This window comes from Roseicyclus marinus (assembly GCF_036322625.1).
GTDB lineage: Bacteria > Pseudomonadota > Alphaproteobacteria > Rhodobacterales > Rhodobacteraceae > Roseicyclus > Roseicyclus marinus_A.
In genome coordinates this window covers 481,532-505,757 of record NZ_AP027266.1, presented here as the reverse complement: position 1 = coordinate 505,757, position 24,226 = coordinate 481,532, and the positions used below count along the sequence as shown (strand labels likewise).

27 protein-coding genes are annotated in these 24,226 nt (G+C 66.0%); 18 read left to right on the top strand and 9 right to left on the bottom strand.

Translation table 11 applies throughout. The features are described from left to right. The first annotated feature begins 11 nt into the window (after window positions 1-11). Together yghU and AABA51_RS02470 are read left to right on the top strand one after the other, a co-directional pair. On the top strand, window positions 12-875 hold the full coding sequence (gene yghU / locus AABA51_RS02475) for a glutathione-dependent disulfide-bond oxidoreductase (RefSeq protein ID WP_338274080.1): 864 nt from the start codon (window positions 12-14) through the stop codon (window positions 873-875). Next, window positions 872-1,105, top strand: a complete 234-nt coding sequence (locus AABA51_RS02470; RefSeq protein ID WP_338274078.1) for a DUF3253 domain-containing protein — start codon at window positions 872-874, stop codon at window positions 1,103-1,105. Before yghU ends, AABA51_RS02470 begins: the two co-directional genes overlap by 4 nt. A gap of 88 nt (window positions 1,106-1,193) precedes the next feature. Here the strand turns inward: AABA51_RS02470 and AABA51_RS02465 are convergent, their stop codons facing one another. Then, window positions 1,194-1,949, bottom strand: coding sequence for a YgfZ/GcvT domain-containing protein (locus tag AABA51_RS02465; RefSeq protein WP_338276401.1), 756 nt, complete (start codon window positions 1,947-1,949; stop codon window positions 1,194-1,196). Window positions 1,950-2,079: 130 nt separating this feature from the next. Here AABA51_RS02465 and AABA51_RS02460 point away from each other — a divergent pair, with 130 nt between their 5' ends. Beyond that, window positions 2,080-3,276: a pyridoxal-phosphate-dependent aminotransferase family protein gene (locus AABA51_RS02460; RefSeq protein WP_338276399.1), complete on the top strand. Its 1,197-nt coding sequence runs from the start codon at window positions 2,080-2,082 to the stop codon at window positions 3,274-3,276. A gap of 109 nt (window positions 3,277-3,385) precedes the next feature. Here the strand turns inward: AABA51_RS02460 and AABA51_RS02455 are convergent, their stop codons facing one another. The 3 genes from AABA51_RS02455 to AABA51_RS02445 form a co-directional block, all read right to left on the bottom strand. Then, entirely contained in the window at window positions 3,386-3,598 is a 213-nt protein-coding gene (locus AABA51_RS02455) for a hypothetical protein (protein WP_338274075.1), read from the bottom strand. Window positions 3,599-3,663: 65 nt separating this feature from the next. Continuing rightward, window positions 3,664-4,062: a CopM family metallochaperone gene (gene copM, locus AABA51_RS02450; protein WP_338274072.1), complete on the bottom strand. Its 399-nt coding sequence runs from the start codon at window positions 4,060-4,062 to the stop codon at window positions 3,664-3,666. 63 nt (window positions 4,063-4,125) lie between these two features. Next, on the bottom strand, window positions 4,126-5,235 hold the full coding sequence (locus tag AABA51_RS02445; RefSeq protein WP_338274069.1) for a pyridoxal phosphate-dependent aminotransferase: 1,110 nt from the start codon (window positions 5,233-5,235) through the stop codon (window positions 4,126-4,128). A 143-nt stretch (window positions 5,236-5,378) separates the two neighbouring features. Between AABA51_RS02445 and AABA51_RS02440 the strand changes: the two genes are divergently transcribed. The 4 genes from AABA51_RS02440 to AABA51_RS02425 all read left to right on the top strand — a co-directional run bounded on the left by AABA51_RS02440 (window position 5,379) and on the right by AABA51_RS02425 (window position 9,367). Then, window positions 5,379-6,542 carry an alpha-hydroxy acid oxidase gene (locus AABA51_RS02440; protein WP_338274068.1) on the top strand — a complete coding sequence of 388 codons (1,164 nt, stop codon included), beginning with the start codon at window positions 5,379-5,381 and terminating at the stop codon, window positions 6,540-6,542. Window positions 6,543-6,714: 172 nt separating this feature from the next. Continuing rightward, window positions 6,715-7,032 (top strand): hypothetical protein, encoded by a 318-nt coding sequence (locus tag AABA51_RS02435; protein ID WP_338274066.1) that lies wholly within the window; start codon window positions 6,715-6,717, stop codon window positions 7,030-7,032. 62 nt (window positions 7,033-7,094) lie between these two features. Then, entirely contained in the window at window positions 7,095-8,624 is a 1,530-nt protein-coding gene (locus AABA51_RS02430) for an ATP-dependent DNA helicase (protein WP_338274064.1), read from the top strand. After that, window positions 8,621-9,367, top strand: a complete 747-nt coding sequence (locus tag AABA51_RS02425) for an SDR family oxidoreductase (protein ID WP_338274062.1) — start codon at window positions 8,621-8,623, stop codon at window positions 9,365-9,367. Before AABA51_RS02430 ends, AABA51_RS02425 begins: the two co-directional genes overlap by 4 nt. Window positions 9,368-9,459: 92 nt before the next feature. Here AABA51_RS02425 and AABA51_RS02420 read toward each other — a convergent pair whose 3' ends face one another. The 4 genes from AABA51_RS02420 to AABA51_RS02405 all read right to left on the bottom strand — a co-directional run bounded on the left by AABA51_RS02420 (window position 9,460) and on the right by AABA51_RS02405 (window position 14,343). After that, entirely contained in the window at window positions 9,460-10,224 is a 765-nt protein-coding gene (locus AABA51_RS02420; RefSeq protein WP_338274059.1) for a TIGR02186 family protein, read from the bottom strand. Continuing rightward, window positions 10,221-11,141, bottom strand: coding sequence for a sulfite exporter TauE/SafE family protein (locus AABA51_RS02415; RefSeq protein WP_338274057.1), 921 nt, complete (start codon window positions 11,139-11,141; stop codon window positions 10,221-10,223). Before AABA51_RS02415 ends, AABA51_RS02420 begins: the two co-directional genes overlap by 4 nt. 111 nt (window positions 11,142-11,252) lie before the next feature. After that, entirely contained in the window at window positions 11,253-12,422 is a 1,170-nt protein-coding gene (locus AABA51_RS02410) for a type III PLP-dependent enzyme (protein WP_338274055.1), read from the bottom strand. 289 nt (window positions 12,423-12,711) lie between these two features. Next, the gene (locus AABA51_RS02405; protein ID WP_338274053.1) at window positions 12,712-14,343 is read right to left on the bottom strand and encodes an FAD-binding dehydrogenase; all 1,632 of its coding nucleotides are present in this window, start codon (window positions 14,341-14,343) and stop codon (window positions 12,712-12,714) included. 165 nt (window positions 14,344-14,508) lie between these two features. Between AABA51_RS02405 and AABA51_RS02400 the strand changes: the two genes are divergently transcribed. From AABA51_RS02400 to AABA51_RS02350, 11 genes are all read left to right on the top strand, one after another. After that, window positions 14,509-15,006, top strand: a complete 498-nt coding sequence (locus AABA51_RS02400; RefSeq protein ID WP_338274051.1) for a VOC family protein — start codon at window positions 14,509-14,511, stop codon at window positions 15,004-15,006. 103 nt (window positions 15,007-15,109) lie between these two features. Next, entirely contained in the window at window positions 15,110-15,325 is a 216-nt protein-coding gene (locus AABA51_RS02395) for a hypothetical protein (RefSeq protein WP_338274049.1), read from the top strand. Window positions 15,326-15,416: 91 nt separating this feature from the next. Next, window positions 15,417-15,872: a universal stress protein gene (locus AABA51_RS02390; protein WP_338274047.1), complete on the top strand. Its 456-nt coding sequence runs from the start codon at window positions 15,417-15,419 to the stop codon at window positions 15,870-15,872. A gap of 238 nt (window positions 15,873-16,110) precedes the next feature. After that, the gene (locus AABA51_RS02385) at window positions 16,111-16,674 is read left to right on the top strand and encodes a NifU family protein (RefSeq protein ID WP_338274045.1); all 564 of its coding nucleotides are present in this window, start codon (window positions 16,111-16,113) and stop codon (window positions 16,672-16,674) included. Next, window positions 16,661-17,323, top strand: coding sequence for a tRNA (adenosine(37)-N6)-threonylcarbamoyltransferase complex dimerization subunit type 1 TsaB (tsaB, locus tag AABA51_RS02380; RefSeq protein WP_338276397.1), 663 nt, complete (start codon window positions 16,661-16,663; stop codon window positions 17,321-17,323). Before AABA51_RS02385 ends, tsaB begins: the two co-directional genes overlap by 14 nt. After that, the gene (gene rimI, locus AABA51_RS02375) at window positions 17,320-17,769 is read left to right on the top strand and encodes a ribosomal protein S18-alanine N-acetyltransferase (protein ID WP_338274044.1); all 450 of its coding nucleotides are present in this window, start codon (window positions 17,320-17,322) and stop codon (window positions 17,767-17,769) included. Before tsaB ends, rimI begins: the two co-directional genes overlap by 4 nt. Before the next feature lie 162 nt (window positions 17,770-17,931). Then, on the top strand, window positions 17,932-18,927 hold the full coding sequence (locus AABA51_RS02370; protein ID WP_338274042.1) for a BMP family lipoprotein: 996 nt from the start codon (window positions 17,932-17,934) through the stop codon (window positions 18,925-18,927). 85 nt (window positions 18,928-19,012) lie between these two features. Next, entirely contained in the window at window positions 19,013-20,554 is a 1,542-nt protein-coding gene (locus AABA51_RS02365; protein ID WP_338274040.1) for an ABC transporter ATP-binding protein, read from the top strand. 1 nt (window position 20,555) lies between these two features. After that, a complete protein-coding gene (locus AABA51_RS02360) occupies window positions 20,556-21,674 on the top strand; it encodes an ABC transporter permease (RefSeq protein ID WP_338274038.1) in 1,119 nt (372 codons plus the stop codon). A 5-nt stretch (window positions 21,675-21,679) separates the two neighbouring features. Continuing rightward, on the top strand, window positions 21,680-22,657 hold the full coding sequence (locus AABA51_RS02355; protein ID WP_338274036.1) for an ABC transporter permease: 978 nt from the start codon (window positions 21,680-21,682) through the stop codon (window positions 22,655-22,657). Next, window positions 22,641-23,441 carry a purine-nucleoside phosphorylase gene (locus AABA51_RS02350; RefSeq protein ID WP_338274034.1) on the top strand — a complete coding sequence of 267 codons (801 nt, stop codon included), beginning with the start codon at window positions 22,641-22,643 and terminating at the stop codon, window positions 23,439-23,441. The genes AABA51_RS02355 and AABA51_RS02350 overlap by 17 nt, the downstream gene beginning before the upstream one ends. 78 nt (window positions 23,442-23,519) lie before the next feature. On the opposite strand, the gene deoD is transcribed toward AABA51_RS02350, so the two are convergent. After that, window positions 23,520-24,224 (bottom strand): purine-nucleoside phosphorylase, encoded by a 705-nt coding sequence (deoD, locus tag AABA51_RS02345; RefSeq protein WP_338274032.1) that lies wholly within the window; start codon window positions 24,222-24,224, stop codon window positions 23,520-23,522. Between the last annotated feature and the right edge of the window lie 2 nt (window positions 24,225-24,226).

The following is a 24,226-nucleotide window of genomic DNA, read 5'->3' as shown; positions in this document are numbered from 1 at the left end:
GGAAGACAGCGATGACCGAGAGCTACACACCCCCCAAGGTCTGGACCTGGGACAAGGAGAACGGCGGCAAATGGGCGGGTCTGAACCGGCCCATCGCGGGGGCGACCCATGACAAGGACTTGCCCGTCGGCAAGCACCCGTTCCAGCTGTATTCGCTGGCCACGCCCAACGGGGTGAAGGTCACGGTGATGTTCGAGGAATTGCTGGCCGCAGGGCACGCCGCCGAATACGACGCCTGGCTGATCCGGATCGGGGATGGCGACCAGTTCGGCAGCGGCTTTGTCGAGGTGAACCCCAATTCCAAGATCCCCGCGCTGATGGACCGGAGCGGCGAGACGCCGGTGCGCGTCTTCGAATCGGGGGCGATCCTGATGCACCTGGCCGAGAAATTCGGTGATTTCCTGGGTCGGCCCGAGGAACGGCCGGAGCTCTTGTCATGGCTCATGTGGCAGATGGGCAGCGCGCCCTACCTGGGCGGCGGGTTCGGGCATTTCTACGCCTATGCGCCCTATCCGATGGAATATCCGATCAACCGGTTCGCGATGGAGGCCAAGCGCCAGATGGACGTGTTGAACCGGCATCTGGAGGGGCGGGAATGGATGCTGGGCGACAGCTACACGATCGCCGATATCGCGATCTGCCCCTGGTACGGGCGGCTGGCGCTGGGGGAGGCCTATGAGGCGGGCGAATTCCTGTCGGTGCAGGACTATCCCCATGTGATCGCCTGGGCGGAACGGTTCTTTGCCCGTCCCGCGGTGCAGCGCGGACGGATGGTGAACCGGACCTATGGCCCGCCCGAGACGCAGCTGTGGGAACGCCACGATGCGTCGGATTTCGACTTGAAGACGCAAGACAAGGTGAAGGCGGCGGAGTGATCCCCGAGGAGGCCATCGCGGCGACCCTGATGGAGCTGGCGCATCGGCGGGGGCCGCGCGCCAGCTTTTGCCCGTCGGAGGCCGCGCGGCTTTTGTCGCCCGATTGGCGGCCCCTGATGGCAGAGGTGCGGCGTGTGGCGGCAGACCTGCCGCTGGTGGCGACACAGGGCGGCGTGGCGGTGGATGTGCGCAGCGCCAAGGGACCGATCCGGCTGCGGCTGGCGGAATAGGGTGCAAACCTGCAGGTTTGCCGTGCAGGCCCCGGCGGCGAGGAAAGGCTTTCAGAAACCGGATCGCTTCACAGGCTTGCCCACAGGGTCAGGCCGGTTTCCATGTCACTTTTGCATCGCCCGCCGTCATCGGCTCCCCCGCCCGGTCGAAGCGCAGATAGGCGATGCCCTGCCCGCCGGCCTGGGTGTAGAGCACGCCCGCCTCGCGGTCGCCGGCCATGATGGGCGTGCCGACCGGGGCCGCGCCTGTGACCGCGACCGTCACCAGACCTTTGCGCAATTCGGTCTTGTGCTTCATGCGGGCCGTCACCTCCTGGCCGACATAGCAGCCCTTGCGGTGATCGACCCCCGAGAGACGGTCAAAGCCCGCCTCGAGGATATAGGTGTCGTCGGGGATGAGCTCGATGCCCGTCTCGGGGATGCAGGCGGCGACGCGGATCGCATCCCAATCGATCACGGGCGCGCCCCCGTCCATGCCATAGCCGCGCCAGCCCAGCGACGGATCGCGGGGATCGGCAAAGGCTCCCTCGGGCGGATCGCCAAGGCCACGGGCGACCGAAAGCCCGCTGTCGGTGATCGTCACATCAGCGCGCAGGCGATACATGGACAGCCGCTGCGCCAGTTTCGGGGCAAGCTCCGCCTGAACGTCGAGCAAGATGTCATCGCCCCGGTCGAGCAGGAAGAAATCGGCCAGGTACTTGCCCTGCGGCGTCAGGATCGCGGAATAGGTCAGGCCCGCGCCCGGCGGCCCCACATCGCGGGTCACCAGGCCATGCAGGAACTTGGCGCGATCCGCGCCGCCGATCCCGAGAACCACCCGGTCTGTCGCCCGTTCGCCCGGCATCATCACCTCCGTTGAATTCGCATCCCACAGCTAATCATGCCGCGCGGCGCTGCCAAGCCGCCGGGGCCGATTGACCCTGCCCCGGCCGCGATTTACCCCTGATCCGTCCGTGACCGAGGGAGCCCCCGACATGAGCCTTGCCAATGGCCGCCATTATCTTGCGATTCCGGGACCTTCGGTCATGCCCGACCGGGTGCTGCAGGCGATGCACCGCCCCGCGCCGAATATCTACACCGGCGAAATGGTGGAGCTGACCCACAGCCTTGTTCCCGACCTGAAGGCCGTGGCGCGCACCAAGCATAATGTCGCGATGTATATCGCCAATGGCCACGGGGCCTGGGAGGCGGCGCTGGTCAACACGCTGTCGCGGGGCGATCGTATCCTGATCCTGGGCACCGGGCGGTTCTGTCTGGGCTGGGGCGAGATGGCGACCGCCATGGGCGTCGATGCGCAGGTGATCGATTTCGGCCAACGCTCGGACATCGACATGGCCCGCGTGGCCGAGGCGCTGGCCGCCGACACGGGCCACAAGATCAAGGCGGTTCTGGCGGTGCAGGTCGATACCTCGACCAGTGTGCGAAACGACATCCCGGCGCTGCGCCGCACGTTGGACGAGGCGGGGCATCCCGCGCTCTTGTTCTCGGACAATATCGCCTGCCTTGCCTGCGACGAATTCCACATGGACGATTGGGGCGTCGACGTGATGGTCACGGGCAGCCAGAAGGGGCTGATGACACCGCCCGGCATGGCCTTTGTCTTTTTCAACGACAAGGCGGATGCGGCGCGGGGGCGTGCTAACCTCGTGACGCCCTATTGGGATTGGCGGCCGCGCGTCGAGCCCGATGAATATTACAAGTATTTTAACGGTACGGCACCGACCCATCACCTCTATGGGCTGCGGACGGCGCTCGACATGATCAAGGAAGAGGGGCTGGACAACGTCTGGGCCCGGCATGCGACGCTGGCGCGCGCCGTCTGGGCCGCGGTCGAGGTCTGGGGTCAGGCAGGCCCCGCCCGCCCCAACATCGCCGCCGAGACCAGGCGCAGCCATGCCGTGACCACGGTGAATTTCGGCGCGGGCAACGGTCAGCGCCTGCGCGACTGGATGACGGCCAATGCAGGCGTCACGCTGGGCATCCCGCTGGGCGGGGTCGAAGGCGCCGATGGCCAGAAAGAGGATTTCCTGCGGATCGGGCATATGGGCCATGTGAACGCCCATATGGTTCTGGGGCTTCTGGCGGGGCTTCAGGCGGGGATGGCCGCGTTGCAGATCCCGCACGGGCCCACGGGGCTGGAAGCCGCCATCAACGTCATCGCCGAGGGCTGAGGCGTTAGAGCCCGCCCGCGTTCATCCGCATTCACGCGCCGCACTATAACCTTTTGATTTCGCATGTCCGGGAAGCACAAAACCGGGTCCCACTTTTGCGCGACATGCTCTAGCGGCGGAAGGCGCGGAGCCTGTCGTCCTCTGCGGCCTTGCGGGCGGCGGCCAGTTGGCCGTCGTGCTGGCGTTCGGCAAGGCGCAGGAGCGTATGGGTGAGCATGGCGGCCAGGATCACGCCCAAGAGGCCGGTCAGGACCCAGAGAACGAAAAGCGCAAAGACCGTCAGGGCCAGTGCCAAGGTGTAAAGCAGGCGAAAGGCGGTCATGGCGCAGCCCCGAGGGTTCATCACCCCAAGGCAGGTAGTGCCATTTTGTCGCAGGGGAAGGCCGCTCAGTAGCCGTTCCGCGCCAGCCAGTCACGCATCCAGGCGATCTCGGCCTCTTGGGCGGCGATGATCTGTTCGGCCAGGGCGCGGGTTTCGGGATCGTCGCCGTGTTCCAGCACGATGCGGGCCATGGCGACCGCACCTTCGTGGTGGGGGATCATGCCGCGGATGAAATCGGCATCGGCATCGCCGGTATAGGTGATGTCCATCCCGCCATGCATCGCGTCATTGGCGGCACGAAAGGCATCTTCGGCGGGGCCGGTCGAGGGTGTGGCGCCCTGCATGCCATGCGCCCCGTGGCCCGCGTGGCCCCCATGATCGGAATGGTTCATTTGCGCCACGGCAGCCCCTGTCGTCAGAAGCAGGGCCGCGAGGATGGCGAGAGGGCGGGACGGGTAGCGCATGATCGTCATCTCCGGTTGAGGGATGTCGGATGGAGGGTTCCAGCGGCGGGAAGGAAAGTCACATCAGCGTGACCCGGCCTCGGCCAGGGCGCGGGGCAGAGCCTTGGCCAGGAGGGCGAGATCGGCATCGGTGCCTGCGGAGATCCGGATGCAGCGATCCTGCGGCGCGGTGAAGGGCATGCGGACAAAGACACCCTGCCCCACCAGCCCCGCCAGAACAGCACGGGCAAAAGCCCCGTCGCGGCCGCAATCCACGGTGACGAAATTGGTGGCGGATGGCAGGGGCGTCAGGCCGTTGTCGCGCGCGATGGCGGCGATCTTGTCGCGGGCGGCGGCGATGCGGGCCACGGTCGCCTGCAGGTGATCCTGATCGGCCAAGGCCGCGAGCGCGCCCGCCTGTGCCACCCGGCCCAGACCGAAATGATGGCGGATGCGGTTGAAGGCGGCGATGAAATCCGGCTCGGCCAGCGCATAGCCCACGCGCAACCCGGCCAGCCCGTAAGCCTTGGAAAAGGTGCGCAGACGGATCACGCGGGGATGGGTCATGTCGAGCGGCGGGATGGCATTGGCGGGGGCCGTATCGGCATAGGCCTCGTCCAGCGCAAGAACGCAGCCCTCGGGCAGGGCATCGATCATGGCCTGCACGGTGGCGGCGTCATGCCAGCTGCCCATCGGGTTGTCGGGATTGGCGACATAGACGAGCTTTGCGTCAACCTCCCGCGCCTTGGCCAAAAGCGCCTCAGGGTCTTCGTGATCGCCGCGATAGGGGACCTTGTGCAGCGCGCCGCCAAAGCCCGCCACATGGTAGTTGAAGGTCGGATAGGCCCCGTCGGAGGTCACGACCGCATCGCCCGGCCCGATCAGAAGCCGCACGAGATAGCCCAAAAGCCCGTCGATCCCTTCGCCCACCACGACATTCGCCGCCCTGACGCCATGATGCGTAGCGATCGCTTCGCGCAGCTCCCACACCTCGGGGTCGCCATACATCCACGCCTCGGAGGCGGATTTGGCGATGGCGGCGACGGCTTGGGGGCTGGGGCCGAAAACGCTTTCGTTCGCGCCCAGACGGGCGGCGAAGGCCGCGCCGCGCGCACGCTCCTGCGTTTCGGGACCGACGAAAGGAACGGTCGCGGGCAGCGACAGGACAAGATCGGTGTAACGCGGCTTGGTCATGGCCATTTCCTCGAGCATCTTTGTCGCGCGCCATCTGCCCAGATCACGCAGGCGGGTGCAACTGACGCATTGCATCGCGCGCCCCGGTATTGGTACAAAAACCTGACCAATTTCCGGTCGCCTTGGGGGGAGGAATACCGAACATGCCCGTCATCACCGAGATCGAGGACCTCAAGCGGATATACAAGCGCCGCGTGCCCAAGATGTTCTACGATTACGCCGAGACGGGCAGCTGGACGGAACAGACCTTCCGCGAGAATTGCTCGGATTTCGACGAGATCCGGTTGCGCCAGCGCATCGCGGTGGACATGGCCGGACGGACCACCGCCGCCAAGATGGTCGGACAGGATTACACCATGCCCGTGGCGCTGGCCCCGGTGGGGCTGTGCGGGATGCAATCGGCCGATGGCGAGATCAAGGCCGCGCGGGCCGCGGAAAAATTCGGCGTGCCCTTCACGCTGTCGACGATGTCGATCTGTTCCATCGAGGATGTGGCGAGCCACACCACCAAACCCTTCTGGTTTCAGGTCTATACGCTGAAAGACGACGAGTTCATGAAGCGGCTTTTCGCCCGCGCCAAGGATGCGAAATGTTCGGCGCTGGTGATCACGGTCGACCTGCAGATCCTGGGCCAGCGGCACAAGGACCTGAAGAACGGCCTCAGCGCGCCGCCGAAACTGACGCCCTCCTCGATCCTGAACCTTGCGACCAAGGTTCCATGGGGGCTCGAGATGCTGCAGACCAAGCGGCGCTTTTTCGGCAATATCGTGGGCCATGCCAAGGGCGTGACCGATCCGACATCTCTGGGGAGCTGGACCGCCGAAGCCTTCGATCCCTCGCTCGACTGGGAGCGGATCAAGGAATTCCGCAGCTGGTGGGACGGCCCCGTCATCCTCAAGGGCATTCTCGACCCCGAGGATGCGAAGAAAGCGCTCGACGTCGGCGCCGATGCCATCGTCGTATCGAACCACGGTGGCCGCCAGCTTGATGGCGCGCTGTCCTCGATCCGGATGCTGCCGCAGATCATGGATGCGGTGGGCGACAAGATCGAGGTGCATCTCGACAGCGGCATCCGCTCGGGTCAGGACGTGCTCAAGGCGCTGGCGCTCGGGGCCAAGGGCACGATGATCGGCCGCGCCTTTGTCTATGGTCTGGGCGCGATGGGCGAGGCGGGCGTGACCAAGGCGTTGCAGGTGATCCACAAGGAACTGGACACGACCATGGCGCTTTGCGGGGAACGGGACGTGGCCAACCTTGGCCGGCACAACCTTCTCTTGCCCGAGAATTTCGCCACCCGCTGGACGTAAGGCATATCAACGGCCGTTATCCGCCGCATTTTAACCAATTGTTTTGCAATGATTGTTTCCGCCCGCGCTGTTGAGTGCGGGCGGCGTCTTTTCTATTTCGGCCTGCATGGAAACCGACGGCGCAAAGCGCCCGAAGCGGGAAGAACCCCGGTCTCGCAGCAAGGAAAAATGCATGACCTACGATGACGCCACCGAGGCGCTTCTGGAACGGGTGCTGGAGGCGCTGACCCATGCCGAAGGGGATGATACCGTCTTTCTCGACAGCCTGTCCGACCTTGATCGCGACACGCGGGCGCTGGCCCTGATCCGGGCGCTGCTGGCTGCCGATGCTTCCATCGCAGAGGTCTTTTCGGGATCGGACACTGCGCGCGCGCTTGCCCGCACCGCAGCCCTGGCCCTGACGGGCCGGGCCGACCGGATCGAGGCCGAAGCCCCCGATCTGGCCCCGGTGCGGCTGTCGCGCATCCTGGAGGATATCGGGCGCGGCTGACAGGCGCGCGCTGCGCGGTTTGCCTCTCGCCCTCCCGCCCTCTGCGGGCTAGGGTCCGCGCCATGAACGCCCCCGTCATCGCCTATTCCGAGGATCAGGCCCAGGCCCATGACCGCATCGCCGAGGCGCTGCGCGAGATGGGCGTGGATCTCGAGAACGAGACCCTGACGCCCATGGCCGAGGGGCGCGGCCGCGTGATGGCCGTTGTGGGCAAGGCCGGATCGGGCAAGACGCTTTTGCTGGCGGAACTGGTCCGCGCGCTTCAGGCGGCGGGCGTCGACATCATCTCGGGCGATTGGGAGGGACGGCGGCGCAAGGATCGCCGCACCGCCGCCGTTCTTGCCCCCACGAACAAGGCCGCAAGCGTGCTGCGCGGGCGCGGCGTGCCTGCGACCACGATCCACCGCATCCTTTACACCCCCGTCTATGACCCCGAATTCGAAAGGGTCGCGGAATGGCTGGCCGGTCAGGGCGAACGCCCCGTGATCGAGGCCCTGACCGATGCCGCGCTTGACCGCGCGCGCGAGGTTTACGAGGCGACGAAATCGGTGCCTGCGGCGCTGGCCTCGGCCGGGCTCAGGGGATCGGATTTCATCACCGGCTGGAAGCGGCGCGAAGACCCGCTCGACATCGGGCTGATCGACGAAAGCTCGATGCTCGACGACCGGCAATTCGACGATCTGACCGAGATCTTTCCGACCCTGATCCTGTTCGGCGATCCCGCGCAGCTGGCCCCCGTGAACCAATCGGGCCAGATGGTGTTCGACAAGATCAAGGGGGCGAACCGGCTCGATCTGGCGCGCATCCACAGGCAGGATGCCGACAACCCGATCCTCGACCTGGCCCATGCGCTGGCAGATCCGGAGCTGAGCTTCGAACGCTTCGAACGCATGGTCGAAGAGGCCGCGCGGCGCGACCCCCGCGTGGTCATCGCGGGCCGCGCCGACAGCGACCTGATGGCGCGCTCGCCCGTTCTGGTCTGGCGCAATGCCACGCGCATCCGGCTGATCACCGCCTTTCGCGGGGCCCATGGCGCGCCCGAGGATCAGCTGATCCCCGGCGAGCCGCTGATCTGCGACGGGATCGAATTGCCGCTCAAGCACCGCAAGCGCCGCATCGATCTGGAGGCAAGGGGGCTGATCAAGGGGGCGCCCGTCATCTACCTTGGGCCCGGCTCCAAACCCGGATTTTCGCGCCTGCATGTGATCGGTGCGGAAGCGCCGCGGTTTTCCGCCGCCTCCATCGTCAAGATCGAGAAACCGGACGAGGAAGAACCCTTCATCCCCTATGCCGCGCGGATGGGGGCGGCCTTTCTGCACGGGGCGGCGGTGACGATCCACAAGGCGCAGGGGTCGCAATGGCCCGCCGTTCAGGTCTTTGCCCCCGACCTTTACGCCGCCGCCCGCGCCGGTCGGGTCGAGGCGGGACAGGCGCTGTGGAAACGGCTGGCCTATGTCGCCATCACGAGGGCCGAGGAAAAGCTGATCTGGGTGACGCGCTATGCCCTGTCGCGCCCCAGCCGTCCCCTGGGGATCGCGGACCTGCCCGATCCCGCCAGCCCCCTGTCCCTCGAAGCGGAGGAGAGCGCATGACGACCATGCCCCCCAAAACGATGATCGTGACCGGCGCAAGCTCGGGTATCGGCCTGGCCGTGGCCGAACACATGCTGGCGGCGGGCTGGACAATCGGTCTTGTCGCGCGGCGCGCCGACCGTCTGGAAGCGCTGGCAGCGGCGCATGGCGAAAGGGCCATCCCGATGCCGCTCGATGTGACCGATGCGGCAGCGGTCGATGAAGCCTTCGCCCGTTTCGCGGAGCAAACGGGCAGGCTCGACGTGCTCTTCGACAATGCGGGCGTCTTCACCCCCACGGCACCCCTTGACGAAATCGCGGTGGAGGATTGGCGCCGCGCGGTCGATGTGAACCTGACGGGCATGTTTCTGTGCGCCCGCGCGGCGTTCGGCCTGATGCGCCGCCAGTCGCCACAGGGCGGGCGGATCATCCTCAACGGGTCGATCTCGGCCCATGTGCCGCGCGCAGGGGCCGCGCCCTATACGGCGACGAAACATGCGATCACGGGGCTGACGAAACAGATCGCGCTCGATGGCCGCCCCTATGACATCGCGGCCAGCCAGATCGACATCGGCAATGCCGATACCGAGCTTCTGCGCGATGCGGCCAAACAGGCGATGGATCGCGGCGACCCGCCCCCCCATGTGATGGACGTGGCCGATGTCGCCCGCGCGGTCCACCTGATGGCGGATCTGCCGCTGTCCTCGAACATCCTGTTCCAGACCATCATGGCCACCAAGATGCCCTATGTCGGGCGCGGCTGAGCCCCCCTTCATCTTGGCAGGAAAACTCAACCCGGTCCGCGCCAAAGGGACTATGGACGGGCATGGACAGCGACGGGACCAGGCGCCCTGCCCTATCCCCGCATGTAGCGGAAGGCGGCCGAGGCCATCCACCCCGCCCCGACCGCGATGAGGAGCGACAAGATCCCGTAGATCAGCGGGTTCTCATGGGCGAGCCTGTAGATCAGACGCTCCAGCCCGACCTTGCGCACGGGGATCGTCTGTTCGTAGACATCCACCACCTCCCCCCCCCGCGTCAGGAAGATGCGCGCCCGGTAATCCCCCTCGGTCAGGTTCGCGGGCAATCGGACCGAGGTGTCGAACAGCACCTCTTCGCGGAACCGCACAGCCCCCTCGTTCAACTGGTAGGCGTCATCCTCGAGGTTCAGCCGGATCAGCGCCTCGGTGAACCGATCCTGGTCCAAAAGGCCCGTGCCCACCGCGCGGATCGCCATGGGGATCGTGACGCGGTGGCGCAGATCCTCGGTATGGCTGAGCGCCTCGGCCATGGGGGCCGAGCTTTGGACCGCGTAAAAGGTGGGGGCGGCGTCGATCTCGGAGGCGTCTGTATTGATCCAGATGCCGAAGCGGCGATCCTTGCGCCGCACGGTCACCGACCGGTCGGGGCCTTCGACGGTGATGACCACCTGCATCGGCCCGGTGCCGGGGGGCGGCGCGTCGCGCCGGACCGCGCCATAGATCAGGATCTCGGACCCGTCGAAATCCGTGGTGATGGAAATCGCCTCCTGGCTCAGGCCCGCCACCACGCTTTCGGCACGGAGCGGCCCGGCTGCCAGCACAAGCGCGATGAGCATCGCGAAGAGCCGCCCGGCCGTCATCCCGCCCTCCGATCCGCCAGCGAATAGAGCTCGCCCGGCATCAGCAACAGGTCGAGCGCCAGCTTGCCGCAAACCGCCAGCACCAGCAGCGCCAGCAGGATGCGCAGCTGTTCGGCCTTCATCCTGACACCGATCACCGTGCCGATCTGCGCCCCCACGACCCCGCCGAGGATCAGCAGAACGGCAAGGATCAGGTCGACGGTATAATTGGTGGTCGCATGCAAGAGCGTCGCAAAGCCGGTCACGAAAATGATCTGGAACAGCGAGGTGCCGATCACGACCTTGGTCGGCATCCCCAGAAGGTAGATCATCGCAGGCACCATGAAGAAGCCGCCGCCCACGCCCATGATCGCGGCCAGAAGCCCCACGAAAAGCCCCACCAGAACCGGCGGAATGACCGAGATGTAAAGCCCCGAGGTGCGAAACCGCATCTTGAAGGGCAGGGCATGGATCCATGTGCGCTGCTTGCGGATCGGCAAAGCCCCACCCGCCTGCCGCGCCCGCCGGAGCGCGCGCAGGCTTTCGACCAGCATCATCGCGCCGATCGTGCCCAGGAACACGACATAGCAAAGCTGCACCATCAGATCGACCTGGCCCAGCCGGGTGAGCCAGGCAAAGACCTGCACGCCGATGCCCGCCCCGATCAGCCCCCCCACCAGCAAGACGACCCCCATCTTGATGTCGACGGTCTTGCGCTTGAGATGGGCCAGAAGCGCGGAAAAGGACGCGGCCACGATCTGGTTGGTGGAGGTCGCGACCGCGACGGCGGGCGGAATTCCCACAAAGAACAGCAAGGGCGTGATCAGGAAGCCGCCCCCGACGCCGAACATGCCCGACAGCACCCCCACCAGCCCGCCAAGACCCAGCAGCATGAAGGCATTCACGCTGACCTCGGCGATGGGCAGGTAGATTTGCATGGCTCGCGTGCGCCACTTCCTAGGGCTTCACCCAACCCTTAACGCGCAGCGGACCGCATGGCCAGATGCGACAGGGGTCGGCGATGCCGGCCCCCTTTTCATCCATGCCTGTCAGATGACGACCACGTCGAGCGGCGGGAAGCCGTTGAAGCCCACCGAGGAATAGGACGAGGTATAGGCCCCGCAATTGCGGATCATCACCTTGTCCCCCGATTTCAGCGACACGGGCAGGGCCACGGGGCGCTTTTCGTAGAGCACATCGGCGCTGTCGCAGGACGGGCCGGCCAGGATGCAGGGGCCCGTCGCCTCGCCGTCATGGGGGGTGACGAACTGGTAGCGGATCGCCTCGTCCATGGTTTCGGCAAGCCCCGAGAACTTGCCGATGTCCAGATAGACCCAGCGGTGCAGGTCATCCTCGGATTTCTTGGAGACCAGCAGCACTTCGGCGGCGATCATGCCGGCCTCGGCCACAAGACCGCGACCGGGTTCGGCCATGATGCGGATGCCTTCGGGGAAGCGGGCGTTCACCTGCTCCATGACGCGGGCGGCATAGACGGTCGGATGCGGGATCGCTTCCCCGTAGAAGGCCGGGAAGCCGCCACCGATGTTGAGCAGATCGAGATCGAACCCGGCCTCGACCGCGGCCTGCCAGACGGCGGCCACCTGGTCGAGCGTATCGCCCCACATCGCGGGATCGCGGGTCTGGCTGCCGACATGGAAGCTGAGACCTGCGGGGCGCAGGCCCAGGTCGCGCGCCTGCGCCATCAGCGCCAGCGCGGTGTCGCGCGTGGTGCCGAACTTGCGCGTCAGCGGCCAATCGGCGCCCGATGCTTCGACGAGCAGGCGGATATAGACCTCTGCGCCCGGTGCATGTTCGGCGATCTTGGCGATCTCCTCGGCGGCATCGGCTGCGAACATCGTGATGCCCGCGCGATGCGCAAAGGCGATGTCGGAGGGGCGCTTGACGGTATTGCCGAAGGAAATCGCTTGCGGATGCGCGCCATGCGACAGGCACAGCTCGATTTCCCCGCGCGAGGCGGCGTCGAAATGGCTGCCCAGATCGACGAGACGGTCGATGATCGCATCGGCCGGGTTGGCCTTGACCGCGTAATGGATGGTGGCGTTGCCCAGACCCGCGTTCAGCCCGTGATACTGCGCCTCGACGCGCTCGATATCGAGCACGAGCGTCGGACGGTCGAAGCTATGGGCCGCGATGAAGCCTTCGATACGGGACGAGGCAACGGGAAAGGAGGCCGAGAAATCGGCAATCGTAGCGTTCATGGTCATCTCCGACAGACCGGGGGCGAAAGCCCCGCAAAGTTCCAAGGGAGACGTTACCGTCGCTACGTAACTGCGATGGTTAGGCCGGTGACCCGGATTACCACCCGTGACAGAGGCGCGTGCGTTGGCGTCTTGCGGCGGGCATATGAGGCCGTTCGCATATTCGCGCAAGAGATTATTTTGCGCAGGCCGCGAATTTTTTTCTTGGGGTCCCCGGCTGTTTCGCGCGTGTCGCAATCGGGGGAGGACAAGCGCGGTTCGGCCCATGGGCCAAAGGCTTTTGGCGGCGTCAGACGCTCTCGCCCGCCACCTTGCCCGAGAAGATGCACCCACCCAGAAACGTGCCTTCCAGCGCATTGTAACCGTGATACCCGCCGCCGCCGAAGCCCGCCGCCTCGCCCACGGCGAAAAGCCCGTCGAAGGTGCAGCCATCGGGTCTGAGCACCCGCGCCGACAGGTCGGTATGCAGCCCGCCCAGGGATTTGCGGGTCAGGATGTTGAGCCGCACCGCGATCAGGGGGCCATGGGCCGGGTCGAGCATCCGGTGCGGTCTGGCGGTGCGGATCAGCTTGTCGCCCAGATAGCTCCGCGCCGCGCGAATGGCCGTGACCTGCGCATCCTCGGCTGTTCCGTCGATGGCCGCGTCGCGCGCCGCGATCTGGGCGTGGATGCGGGCCGGGTCGAGCGTCGCCTCGGGCGTGATGCGGTTCATCCCCGCCACCAGCGTATCGAGGTCGCGGGCCACGACGAAATCCGCCCCCCTGTCCTTGAAGGCTTCGACGGCCCGTGTCGCCCCTTTGCCCAATCGCTCGCGCAGGACGGACAGCCAGCCGCCGCGTGTCAGATCGGGGTTCTGTTCGCTGCCCGAGAGCGCGAATTCCTTTTCGATCACCGATTGGGTCAGGATGAACCAGCTGTGGGCATGGCCCGTCTGCAGGATGCGCTTGAGCGTGCCGAGCGTGTCGAAGCCGGGAAAGAACGGCGGCTCCATCCGCTGGCCCGTCGCGTCGAGCCAGATTGAGGAGGGGCCGGGCAGGATGCGGATGCCGTGATTGGTCCAGATCGGGTCCCAGTTCTGCAGGCCTTCGCAGTAATGCCACATCCGGTCGCGGTTGATGATGGCCGCACCCGCCCCTTCGGCCAGGCCCAGCATCGCGCCATCGACGTAATCGGGCACACCCGCCACCATCCGCGCGGGCGCGGGCCCAAGCCTGTCCACGGGCCAGACGGCGCGGACAAGGTCATGGTTTGCCCCGATCCCGCCCGTGGCAAGGATGACGGCTTGGGCCTGCGCCTCGAATCGGCCGGTGACGCGGCGGTTGGTCGGGGCGCCGATGGGGGCGGCATCCTCCGCCAGCAGATCGCCTGCCACGCCCGCGATACGGCCCGCCGTCAGCACAAGATCCGTGACGCGGCGGCGAAAGGCCAGGCGGATGCGCGGATGCGCCGTCACGCGCGCGGCATAGGGTTTCACGACCCCCGTCCCGGTGCCCCATGTGATGTGAAAGCGCGGCACGCTGTTGCCATGCCCCTGCCCCGCCCGGTAGCGGCGTTCGGCCCAGCCCACGACCGGAAACCAGCGCATGCCCAATCCGTGCAGATAGGCGCGCATCGGGCCGGAGGCGAAATCGAGATAGGCCTCGGCCCAGGCTTTGGGGTTGGCATCCTCGGGCCGGTCGAAAGCGGCCGACAGGGCCCAATCGGCCCCGGCAAGGTCCCGACTGTCCCGGATGTGCAGGCGGCGCTGTTCGGGCGTGTCGACCATGAAGAGACCGCCAAGGCTCCACCATGCCTGACCGCCGATGGATTGGGACCCTTCCTGATCGATCAAGAGCACCTGTCGCCCGCGCTCTGCGGCGTGCCATGCGGCAACCAATCCCGACAGGCCACTGCCGATGACGATCACATCCGCCCGATCCATCCGCGCCCCCCTCTGCCGCATCGGACGAAAGCCTAGCAGGGCCAGCGCAAGACTGTCGTGCGAAACCTCGCGTCACGCCATGTGCGCACAGGTTTGGTGCGGCAGCGGGGGAGGACAGAAAGCGCCCGATTTGCCATATCGGAGGCAAGAACGGAGACCCTGACCATGACCCAGACCTACACCGCCCATCCCCAGACGCGCATCGGCCATGTCCATCTGAAAGTATCCGATCTGGAACGTTCCATCGCCTTTTACCGCGATGTAATCGGGTTGGAGGTGATGCAGCGCTACGGGGCGCAGGCGGCATTCCTGTCGGCGGGCGGCTATCACCACCACCTTGGCCTGAACACCTGGGAAAGCCTTGGGGGGCCGCGCCCGCCGCGTCATGCCGTGGGTCTCTATCACACGGCCTTTCTCTTTCCTGACCGCGTGGCGCTGGCCCGCGCTTTCAAGCGGGTGCTGGAGGCGGGTGTGGAGCTGGACGGGGCCGCCGATCACGGTGTGTCGGAGGCGCTCTACCTGAGCGATCCGGACGGCAACGGGATCGAGCTCTATGTCGATCGCCCCGAGACGGAATGGCCGCGCGACGCCCAGGGCACGTTGCGCATGGTCAATGACAGGATGGATCTGGGGGCGCTTCTTGCGCTGGCCGAGGACGCTTAGCAAATTTGCACAGAGTTAGCGCCATCTCGGTGTTTGACTTGCAATCTCGCATAGGCCTATAGTCCGCCTCGCGACCCGAGATCGCGGATCAAAGGAGCGTCCCATGCAGACCAAACACACCGAACGGGCCATCGGCCCGAAGGATCGCGCTACCCCGGCGCAAAGCCCCCGGACCGAGACGCGGATCCGGCCCGACCATGCCGCCCAACACGGGCGCAGCACCCCGCGTGACGCGGCGACCCGGCGCGGCAGTGCCCAGACACAGGGCGGCATTTCGATGGATTACCAGCAGGGTTTCTTTTCGGGCTCGTCGAGCTGAGCACCTGCAAGGCCCCGGCTCATCCGCTGTCGACAGGCATGGACAGGCGCAGACGCGCAAGGCAGGATGCGGGTCTTGGAAAGGTGACCGGATGCGCAAGTTCCTCGTCGTGCTCGACGACACCCGTGAATGCCTGAACGCGATGCGCTTTGCCGCGATGCGCGCCGCCCATACGCAGGGCGGCGTGGAGATCCTGTCCGTCATCCCCCCCGATGAATTCAACCACTGGATCGGTGTGGCCGAGGTGATGCGCGCCGAGGCCCGTGAACGGATCGAGGCGCATTTCAACGTCTTCGCCAAATGGATGCGCGACCGGCAGGGCGTGGACCCGTCGCTCGTGATCCGCGAGGGGGAGCCGGTGACCGAGATCCTCGCCCATATCCGGGACGCGCCCGAGATCGGCGTGCTGGTGCTGGGTGCTGGATCGGGCAAATCGGGGCCGGGACCGCTGGTCACGGCGATGGTGAAACAGGCGGGCACCCTGCCCGTGCCGATCACGATCGTGCCTGTGGAACTGAGCAAGGAACAGTTGGAGCAGATCACCTGAGGCAGGGGTTTCGCCGCGCCTTTGGCGCGCCGACCCGCCGGGGGGCCAGCCCCCCGGACCCCCCGGGATATTTGGAAAACAGAGAAGACGGGACCGTGTCGTGTCACGTGGAGTACGGGGACGAGGACCCATAGGAACCGGAGCGGGGCTGCGGCGCGCAGAGTTTAGAACCGTTCCAAATCTTGACTCTGAGCCTGCCTGCACGCATATCTGAGCGGAGCGATAAGGAATAAGCCCCATGTTCATCCAGACCGAATCCACCCCCAACCCGGCCACGCTGAAGTTCCTGCCCGGCCAGACCGTGCTGGACATGGGGACCGCCGATTTCCCCAGCGCCGAGACGGCGCAGAAATCGCCGCTGGCCGCCCGCATCTTTGCGGTGGAGGGCGTGACCGGCGTCTTTTTCGGCAGCGATTTCGTCACCGTCACCAAGGCGGAGGCGATGGCATGGGAACATGTGAAGCCCGCCATCCTTGGTGCGATCATGGAACATTTCCAGTCGGGCGCCCCCGTGATGGAGGGTGAGGGCGGTGGCACCGGCGGTCATGCCGAGCATTCCGGCGAGGATGCCGAGATCGTGGGCCAGATCAAGACGCTGCTCGACACCCGTGTGCGGCCCGCCGTGGCGCAGGATGGGGGCGACATCACCTTCCACGGGTTTGATCGCGGCGTGGTCTACCTGCACATGCAGGGGGCCTGTGCGGGTTGCCCGTCGTCCACCCTCACGCTCAAGATGGGGATCGAGAACCTCTTGCGCCACTACATCCCCGAGGTGGTCGAGGTGCGTCCTGTCAACGTCTGAGCCCCTGATCCTGGCCTTCGACACATCGGCCGCGCATTGCGCGGCCGCTTTGCTGTCGGGCGAGCGCATTCTGGCGAGCGCTTGGGAGCCGATGGGCAAGGGGCAGGCCGAACGGCTGATGCCGCTCGTGGCCGAGGTCGTGGCGGAGGGTGGCGTGGCCCTGTCCGATCTGGACGCCATCGGTGTGGGCATCGGACCGGGCAATTTCACCGGCATCCGCATCTCGGTTTCGGCGGCGCGGGGGCTGGCACTGGCCTTGGGGCGTCCGGCGGTGGGCGTGTCGCTCCTGGAGGCGCTGGCTTGGGGGGCACGCGAACCTGTGCTTGCCGCCATCGATGCGCGGCGCGACCACGTCTACCTGCAACGCTTTGGCGAGGATTGCGGTCGGGGACCGGAGCTTGTCTCGCTTGGGGAGTGCAGCGGCTTGGCCGCGCCCGGCCTGACCGTCACCGGGGACCGGGCAGACGAGATCGCCGCCCGGCTGGGCGCGAACCTGCGGCAAGCCCCCGACAATCCCGCCCCGGCCATCGCCCGGATCACCGCCACCCGCTTTGACGCAGCCGACCTGCCGCGCCCTGCCCCGCTCTACCTGCGGCCTGCCGATGCCGCACCCGCGCGCGACGGCGGGCCCGTGATTCTGCCCCGATGACCCCGGCACGGAGGGCAGCGATCCATGCCGCGGCCTTTGCCGGGCGCGGTCAGATCTGGTCCGAAGCCGATTTCACGGCCTTCGACGCTGCACCGGCCACTTATTCCGTCTTTGGCGAGGACATGGGCTTTGCGCTTATCCGGGTCATCGCCCCGGAGGCGGAGCTTTTGACACTGGCCGTTGACCCTGCGGCACAGGGCCATGGGCTGGGGCGCAAGATCCTGGTGGCCGCGATGGACATCGCCGCCCGCCATGGGGCCGAGGAGATGTTCCTGGAGGTGGCCGAAGACAACATCCCGGCCCGCGCCCTTTATGCGCGGATGGGCTTTGCGGAAAGCGGCCGCCGCCGGGGATATTACGCCAGACCCGGCACAGCCGCCGTTGACGCCATCTTGATGACCTGTTCGCTGAGCGCCGAAAAATCCGGCAAACCCTTCAAAAACTGACGTTGCGGCATCTCCGGCACAGGGCACGGGTGGCAGAATCCGGTTGACCCTGCCCGCCCGCTTTGCCCTTAATCAAGGTGGAGGATCCTAACCGATCTTTGTCCATGCGGGGACCGCAGCCAAGGAATGCGCCGCGGCCCGATCCAACCGGGAGATTTGCAGATGACCATGATGAAGACGCTGATGGGCGCCGCCGCCACGCTGGCCTTGACCGCCACGGGCGCGCTGGCCGAACCGGCGATCATTTTCGACCTCGGCGGCAAGTTCGACCGCTCCTTCAACGAAGCCGCCTTCAACGGGGCCGAGCTTTGGGCGTCGGAGACGGGCGGCACCTATCGCGAGATCGAGCTTCAATCCGATGCCCAGCGCGAGCAGGCGATGCGCCGCCTTGCGGAATCGGGTGCGAACCCGATCGTGATGGCGGGCTTCAGCCAGGCGACGCCGCTGTCGGTCGTGGCCCCCGATTACCCGGACACCACCTTTGTCATCATCGACGGCGTGGTCGATGCCCCGAACGTGCGCTCGGTCATCTTCTCGGAGCATGAAGGCTCCTACCTTGTGGGCATGCTGGCGGCGATGGCGTCCGAAACAGGGACGGTCAGCTTTGTCGGCGGCATGGATATCCCGCTGATCTCGCGCTTTGCCTGTGGCTATGCGCAGGGCGCGGCAGCCGTGAACCCCGATGTCACCGTCATCGCCAACATGACGGGCACCACGCCCGCAGCCTGGAACGACCCGGTGCGGGGCGGCGAACTGACCCGTGGCCAGATCGCGCAAGGCTCCGACGTGGTCTATGCCGCGGCGGGCGGCACGGGTCTGGGCGTTCTGCAGGTGGCGGCTGATGAAGGCATCTTCTCGATCGGTGTGGACAGCAACCAGAACTACCTGCACCCCGGTTCGGTCCTGACCTCGATGCTCAAGCGCGTGGACGTGGCCGTCTATGACGCCTTCACCACCGGCCCCGAAGTGGAAACCGGCATCCATGTCTTCGGCCTTGCCGAGGAAGGCGTGGGCTATGCGCTCGACGAATTCAACGCCGAGCTCATCACCGCCGAGATGCAGGCCGCCGTCGATGCGGCCCGCGCGCAGATCATCGCGGGCGAGATCATGGTCCACAATTTCACCGAGGATGGCAGCTGCCCCGTGCAGATGCAGTGATCCCCTGAGATCGTGACACCGGCGCGGGCCGCGGTGCGCAAGTCGCCGCGGCCCGTTCCGCATCGGACCCAAAGCCGAGGTTGCCATGACCACATCCGCACCCGCCATCGAGCTGAGAGGCATTTCCAAGGCCTTTGGCCCAGTGCAGGCGAACAAGGACATTTCCATGTCCGTCGCGCGCGGCACGATCCACGGCATCGTGGGTGAAAACGGCGCGGGCAAATCCACGCTGATGTCGATCCTCTATGGCTTCTACAAGGCCGACCGAGGCGAGATCTGGATCAACGGCAAGCTCACCCCCATCCCCGACAGCCAGGCCGCGATCCGTGCGGGCATCGGGATGGTTCACCAGCATTTCAAACTGGTCGAGAATTTCACCGTCGTCGAGAACGTGATCCTCGGGGCCGAGGATGGAGCGTTGCTGCGCCCCTCTATCGCCAAGGCGCGCAGGCTTTTGACGGAATTGTCCGAGGAATACGGCCTCAAGGTCGATCCCGACGCGATCATCGAGGATCTGTCGGTCGGTCACCAGCAGCGGGTCGAGATCCTCAAGCAGCTCTACCGCCACGCCGATATCCTGATCCTCGACGAACCGACTGGCGTTCTGACGCCCGCCGAGGCCGATCAATTGTTCCGCATCCTCGAACGGCTCAAGGCCGAGGGGAAGACGATCATCCTGATCACCCACAAGCTGCGCGAGATCATGGAGATCACCGATACCGTCAGCGTGATGCGCCGGGGCGAGATGACGAATACGGTCAGAACCGCCGATACCTCGCCCGCCGAACTGGCCGAGATGATGGTGGGCCGCAAGGTCCTGTTGCAGGTCGACAAGACACCCGCAACGCCCGGTGACGTTGTCCTGTCCGTCGAAGACCTGCGGGTCACGCAGGGCGGCGTGGAGCGGGTGAAAGGCATCTCCTTCCAGATCCGGCGGGGTGAAATCCTTGGCATTGCGGGGGTTGCGGGCAACGGACAGACCGAGTTGCTCGAGGTTCTGGGCGGCATGATCGCGGCGTCCGGCGGGCGCGTGACGCTGTTCGGTGCTCCCATAGACATCATGGGCAAAGAGGCGAACGGCCAGACGCGGCGCGCGCGCGGCATCGGCCACGTGCCCGAGGACCGCCAGACCGAAGGGTTGATCATGCCCTTCGAGGCCTGGGAAAACGTGGCCTTCGGCTATCACAAGGATGCCCGGTTCAATTCCGGCCCCCTGATGGACCATGCCGCGATGAAGGCCGATTGCGTGGACAAGATGGCCCGTTACGACGTGCGCCCGCCGAACCCGCGCCTGCCTGCGCGCAATTTCTCGGGCGGCAACCAGCAAAAGATCGTGGTGGCCCGCGAGATGGACCGCGCGCCCGAGTTGCTCTTGATCGGCCAGCCGACGCGGGGCGTCGATATCGGGGCGATCGAATTCATCCACAAGCAGATCATCGCGCTCCGCGATCAGGGCAAGGCGATCTTGCTCGTGTCCGTGGAACTGGACGAGATCATGGGCCTGTCGGACCGGATCGCCGTGATGTTCGATGGCCATATCATGGGCGAACGCCTGCCCGATCAGACCGACCAGAACGAGCTTGGCCTTCTTATGGCCGGGGTGACCGAAACCGAGGGGGCCGCCTGAGATGGACAAGATGCCGAAATGGGCCGATGTCATCCTGATCCCGCTGATCAGCGTGCTGCTGGCCCTTGTCGTGTCGGGGCTGGTGGTGGCGATCATCGGCGAAAGCCCGTGGCAGGCGATGCAGGTCATGGTGCGGGGCGCGTTCGGCTCCGCCTATGGCTGGGGCTACACGCTCTATTACGCGACCAATTTCATCTTCACCGGGCTGGCCGTGGCCGTGGCCTTTCACGCGCGGCTCTTCAATATCGGGGGCGAGGGGCAGGCGGCCATCGGGGGGCTTGGCGTTGCGATCATCTTGCTCAATGTCGCCTGGCCGCATTGGACCATCGCGCTCATTGCTGCCGTGATCTTTTCGGCGGCCTTTGGCGCGGCTTGGGCGGCTGTGCCCGCCTATCTGCAGGCCAAGCGCGGCAGCCATATCGTGATCACCACGATCATGTTCAATTACATCGCCTCGGCGCTTCTGGTCTATCTCCTCGTGAATGTCTTCCGCGTCGAAGGCTCGATGGCCCCCGAAAGCGCCCGGTTTGCCGCCGAGACGCATCTGCCCGCCGCAGCCGATTTCGCGGGTTTCCTTGGCTTCGGCGGCTCTGCGCCGCTCAACTTCACTTTCTTCATCGCGCTGGCCGCCTGTGTCGGTGTCTGGCTCCTGATCTGGCGGACGCGGCTCGGCTATGAGATCCGGTCCTTCGGACATTCGGAAACAGCCGCTGTCTATGCCGGGATCAACCCGGTCAAGATCACGATGATCACCATGCTGATCTCGGGCGGGCTGGCCGGGATGATGGCCATCAATGTCGTGATGGGCGAGGCCGAGCGACTGGTCCTCGATTTCGTCGAGGGCGCTGGCTTTGTCGGCATCGCGGTGGCGCTGATGGGCCGATCGCATCCGGTCGGGGTCGTGCTGGCCGCGCTGCTCTTCGGCGCGCTCTACCAGGGTGGGGCCGAATTGCAGTTCGAGATGCCCGCGATCAGCCGCGAGATGGTCGTTGTCATCCAGGCCCTCGTGATCCTGTTCACCGGCGCGCTCGACAACATGGTGCGGATGCCGATGCAGGCCTTTTTCCTGTCGCTGCGCCGCCGCCGCGAGGCGCAGGCCCACAACAGCCCGGCGGAGTGAGCGACATGGATTTCCTGACCATCCTCCAGATCCTCGACTCGAGCCTCCGGCTCGCCACGCCGCTGCTTCTGGCCTGTCTGGCGGGGCTGTATTCCGAGCGCGCGGGCGTCTTCGACATCGGGCTCGAGGGCAAGATCCTTGCCGCCGCCTTTTTCTCGGCGGCCATCGCCTTTACCTCGGGCTCGGTCTGGATCGGCCTCTTGGCCGGGATCGCGGCCTCCATGGCGCTGTCGGGACTGCACGGGCTGGCCTCGATCACCTTTCGTGGCAACCAGCTCATTTCGGGCGTGGCGATCAATTTCCTTGCCGCGGGGCTGACCGTGGTCATCGCCCAGACATGGTTCCAGCAAGGCGGGCGCACCCCGCAACTGTCGGGCGCGGCGCGGTTCGACAATATCGTCCTGCCCGGTGCCGCAAGCCGCATCCGCGACATCGCGCAACAGGGTCCCTTGGGGCAGATCTATTCCGAGCTGATCTCGGGCCATTCGATCATCGTCTACCTGGCGCTTCTGATCGTGCCGCTGACCTGGTGGGTGCTCTACCGCACGCGCTTTGGCCTGCGTCTGCGGGCCGTGGGCGAGAACCCCGCCGCTGTCGATACGGCAGGCGTTTCGGTCGTGGGCTTGCGCTTTGCCGCCGTTCTGATCGCGGGCGTTCTGTGCGGTCTGGCGGGGGCCTATCTGGCCACGGCGCTCAACGCGGGCTTCGTCAAGGACATGAGCGCGGGCCGTGGGTTCATCGCGCTGGCCGCCCTCATCTTTGCCAAGTGGCGGCCATGGTATGCGCTGTCGGCTTGCCTGCTCTTCGGCTTCTTCGATGCGGTCGGCAACCGCTACCAGAACATCCAGTTGGGCGAGTTCATCGTGCCCGTCCAGTTCATGCAGGCCCTGCCCTATATCCTCGTCGTCATCGTGCTGGCGGGGCTGGTGGGCAAGGCCATTCCGCCGCGCGCGGGGGGGGAGCCCTATGTCAAGGAACGCTGAAGATCTGGCCGGTTTCATCCGCGACCGCGCAGGCGCGGAGCCGCCCGCCTATGGCATGGTTCTGGGCTCGGGCCTTGGCCATATCGCCGATCAGGTCGATGGCGTGGCGATCGATTATGCAGATCTGTCGGGCTTTCCCCATGCGGGCGTGTCGGGCCACAACCCCAAGCTCGTCATCGGCGATCTGGAGGGGTGCCGCGTCGCCATCTTCGGCGGGCGGGCGCATTACTACGAAAGCGGCCGGGGCGATGCGATGCGCCTGCCCTTGGAGGTGCTGAAGGCGCTGGGGGGTGAGCGGCTGATCCTGACCAATGCGGCAGGGTCGATGCACCCCGATCTGAACCCCGGCGACCTGATGCTGCTCAGCGATCACATCAATTTCTCGGGCCTGAACCCGCTGATCGGGGAAAAGACCGATGCCCGTTTCGTGCCCATGACCGAGGCGCATGACCCCGCCCTGCGTGCAGCGATCCGGGTGGCGGCAGAGGCCGAGGGCATCCCCCTGATGGAAGGGGTCTATGCGTGGTATTCCGGCCCCTCCTTCGAGACGCCCGCCGAGATCCGCGCGATCCGGACGCTGGGCGCGGATGCGGTGGGCATGTCGACCGTGCCCGAGGTGATCCTTGCCCGGTTCCTGGGCCTGAGGGTGGCGGCGATCTCGACCATCACGAACAAGGCGGCGGGCCTGTCGGACGAACAGATCAGCCACGAACATACCAAGGCCATGGCGCCCCTGGGCGCGGCCAAGCTCGAACGCATCCTGCGGCGCATGCTGCGGGGCTGAGGGGGGCGGAAAACTGCAGTTTTCCGCATGGGAAATCTCGAGATTTCCCTGCCGAAAAACTCGAGTTTTTCGGCGCCTTCAGGCGAAGGCGGCTTCCAGCGCGATCTCGACCATATCGCGGAAACTCGATTGCCGGTCCGACGACGGCAGTGCCTCATGCGTCAGCAGGTGGTCGGAAATCGTCAGAACCGCCAGCGCCCTGACCCCGTAACGGGCTGCAAGGATGTACAGTTCCGCCGCCTCCATCTCGACCGCCAGAACCCCGTGCCGGGTCATCTGCTCGTTCAGATCGGGCCGCTCGTCATAGAACACGTCCGAGGAATAGATGCCGCCCACATGGGTGGGTATTCCCTTGCCCTTCGCCGCCGCATGGGCCGCCGCCAAAAGCCCGTAATCGGCACAAGGCGCGAAATTCAGCTCGCGGAACATCCCCCGCGACGGGGTCGACAGGGTAGAGGCCGTCATCGCCAGAACGATGTCACGCAAAGCGACCGAGGCCTGCATGGCCCCCGCCGACCCGATGCGGATCAACGTCCTGGCCCCGTAATCGCGGATCAGTTCATTGGTGTAGATCGACAGGCTGGGCATTCCCATGCCCGAGCCGTGGATCGTCACGCGATGCCCGCGCCATGTCCCGGTAAAGCCGAGCATCCCCCGCACCTCGTTCACGCAAACGGGGTTTTCAAGGAATGTCTCGGCCGCCCATTTCGCGCGGAGCGGATCGCCCGGCATCAGGACCGTTTCGGCGATATCCCCCGGCGCGGCCCCGATGTGGACGGTCATTT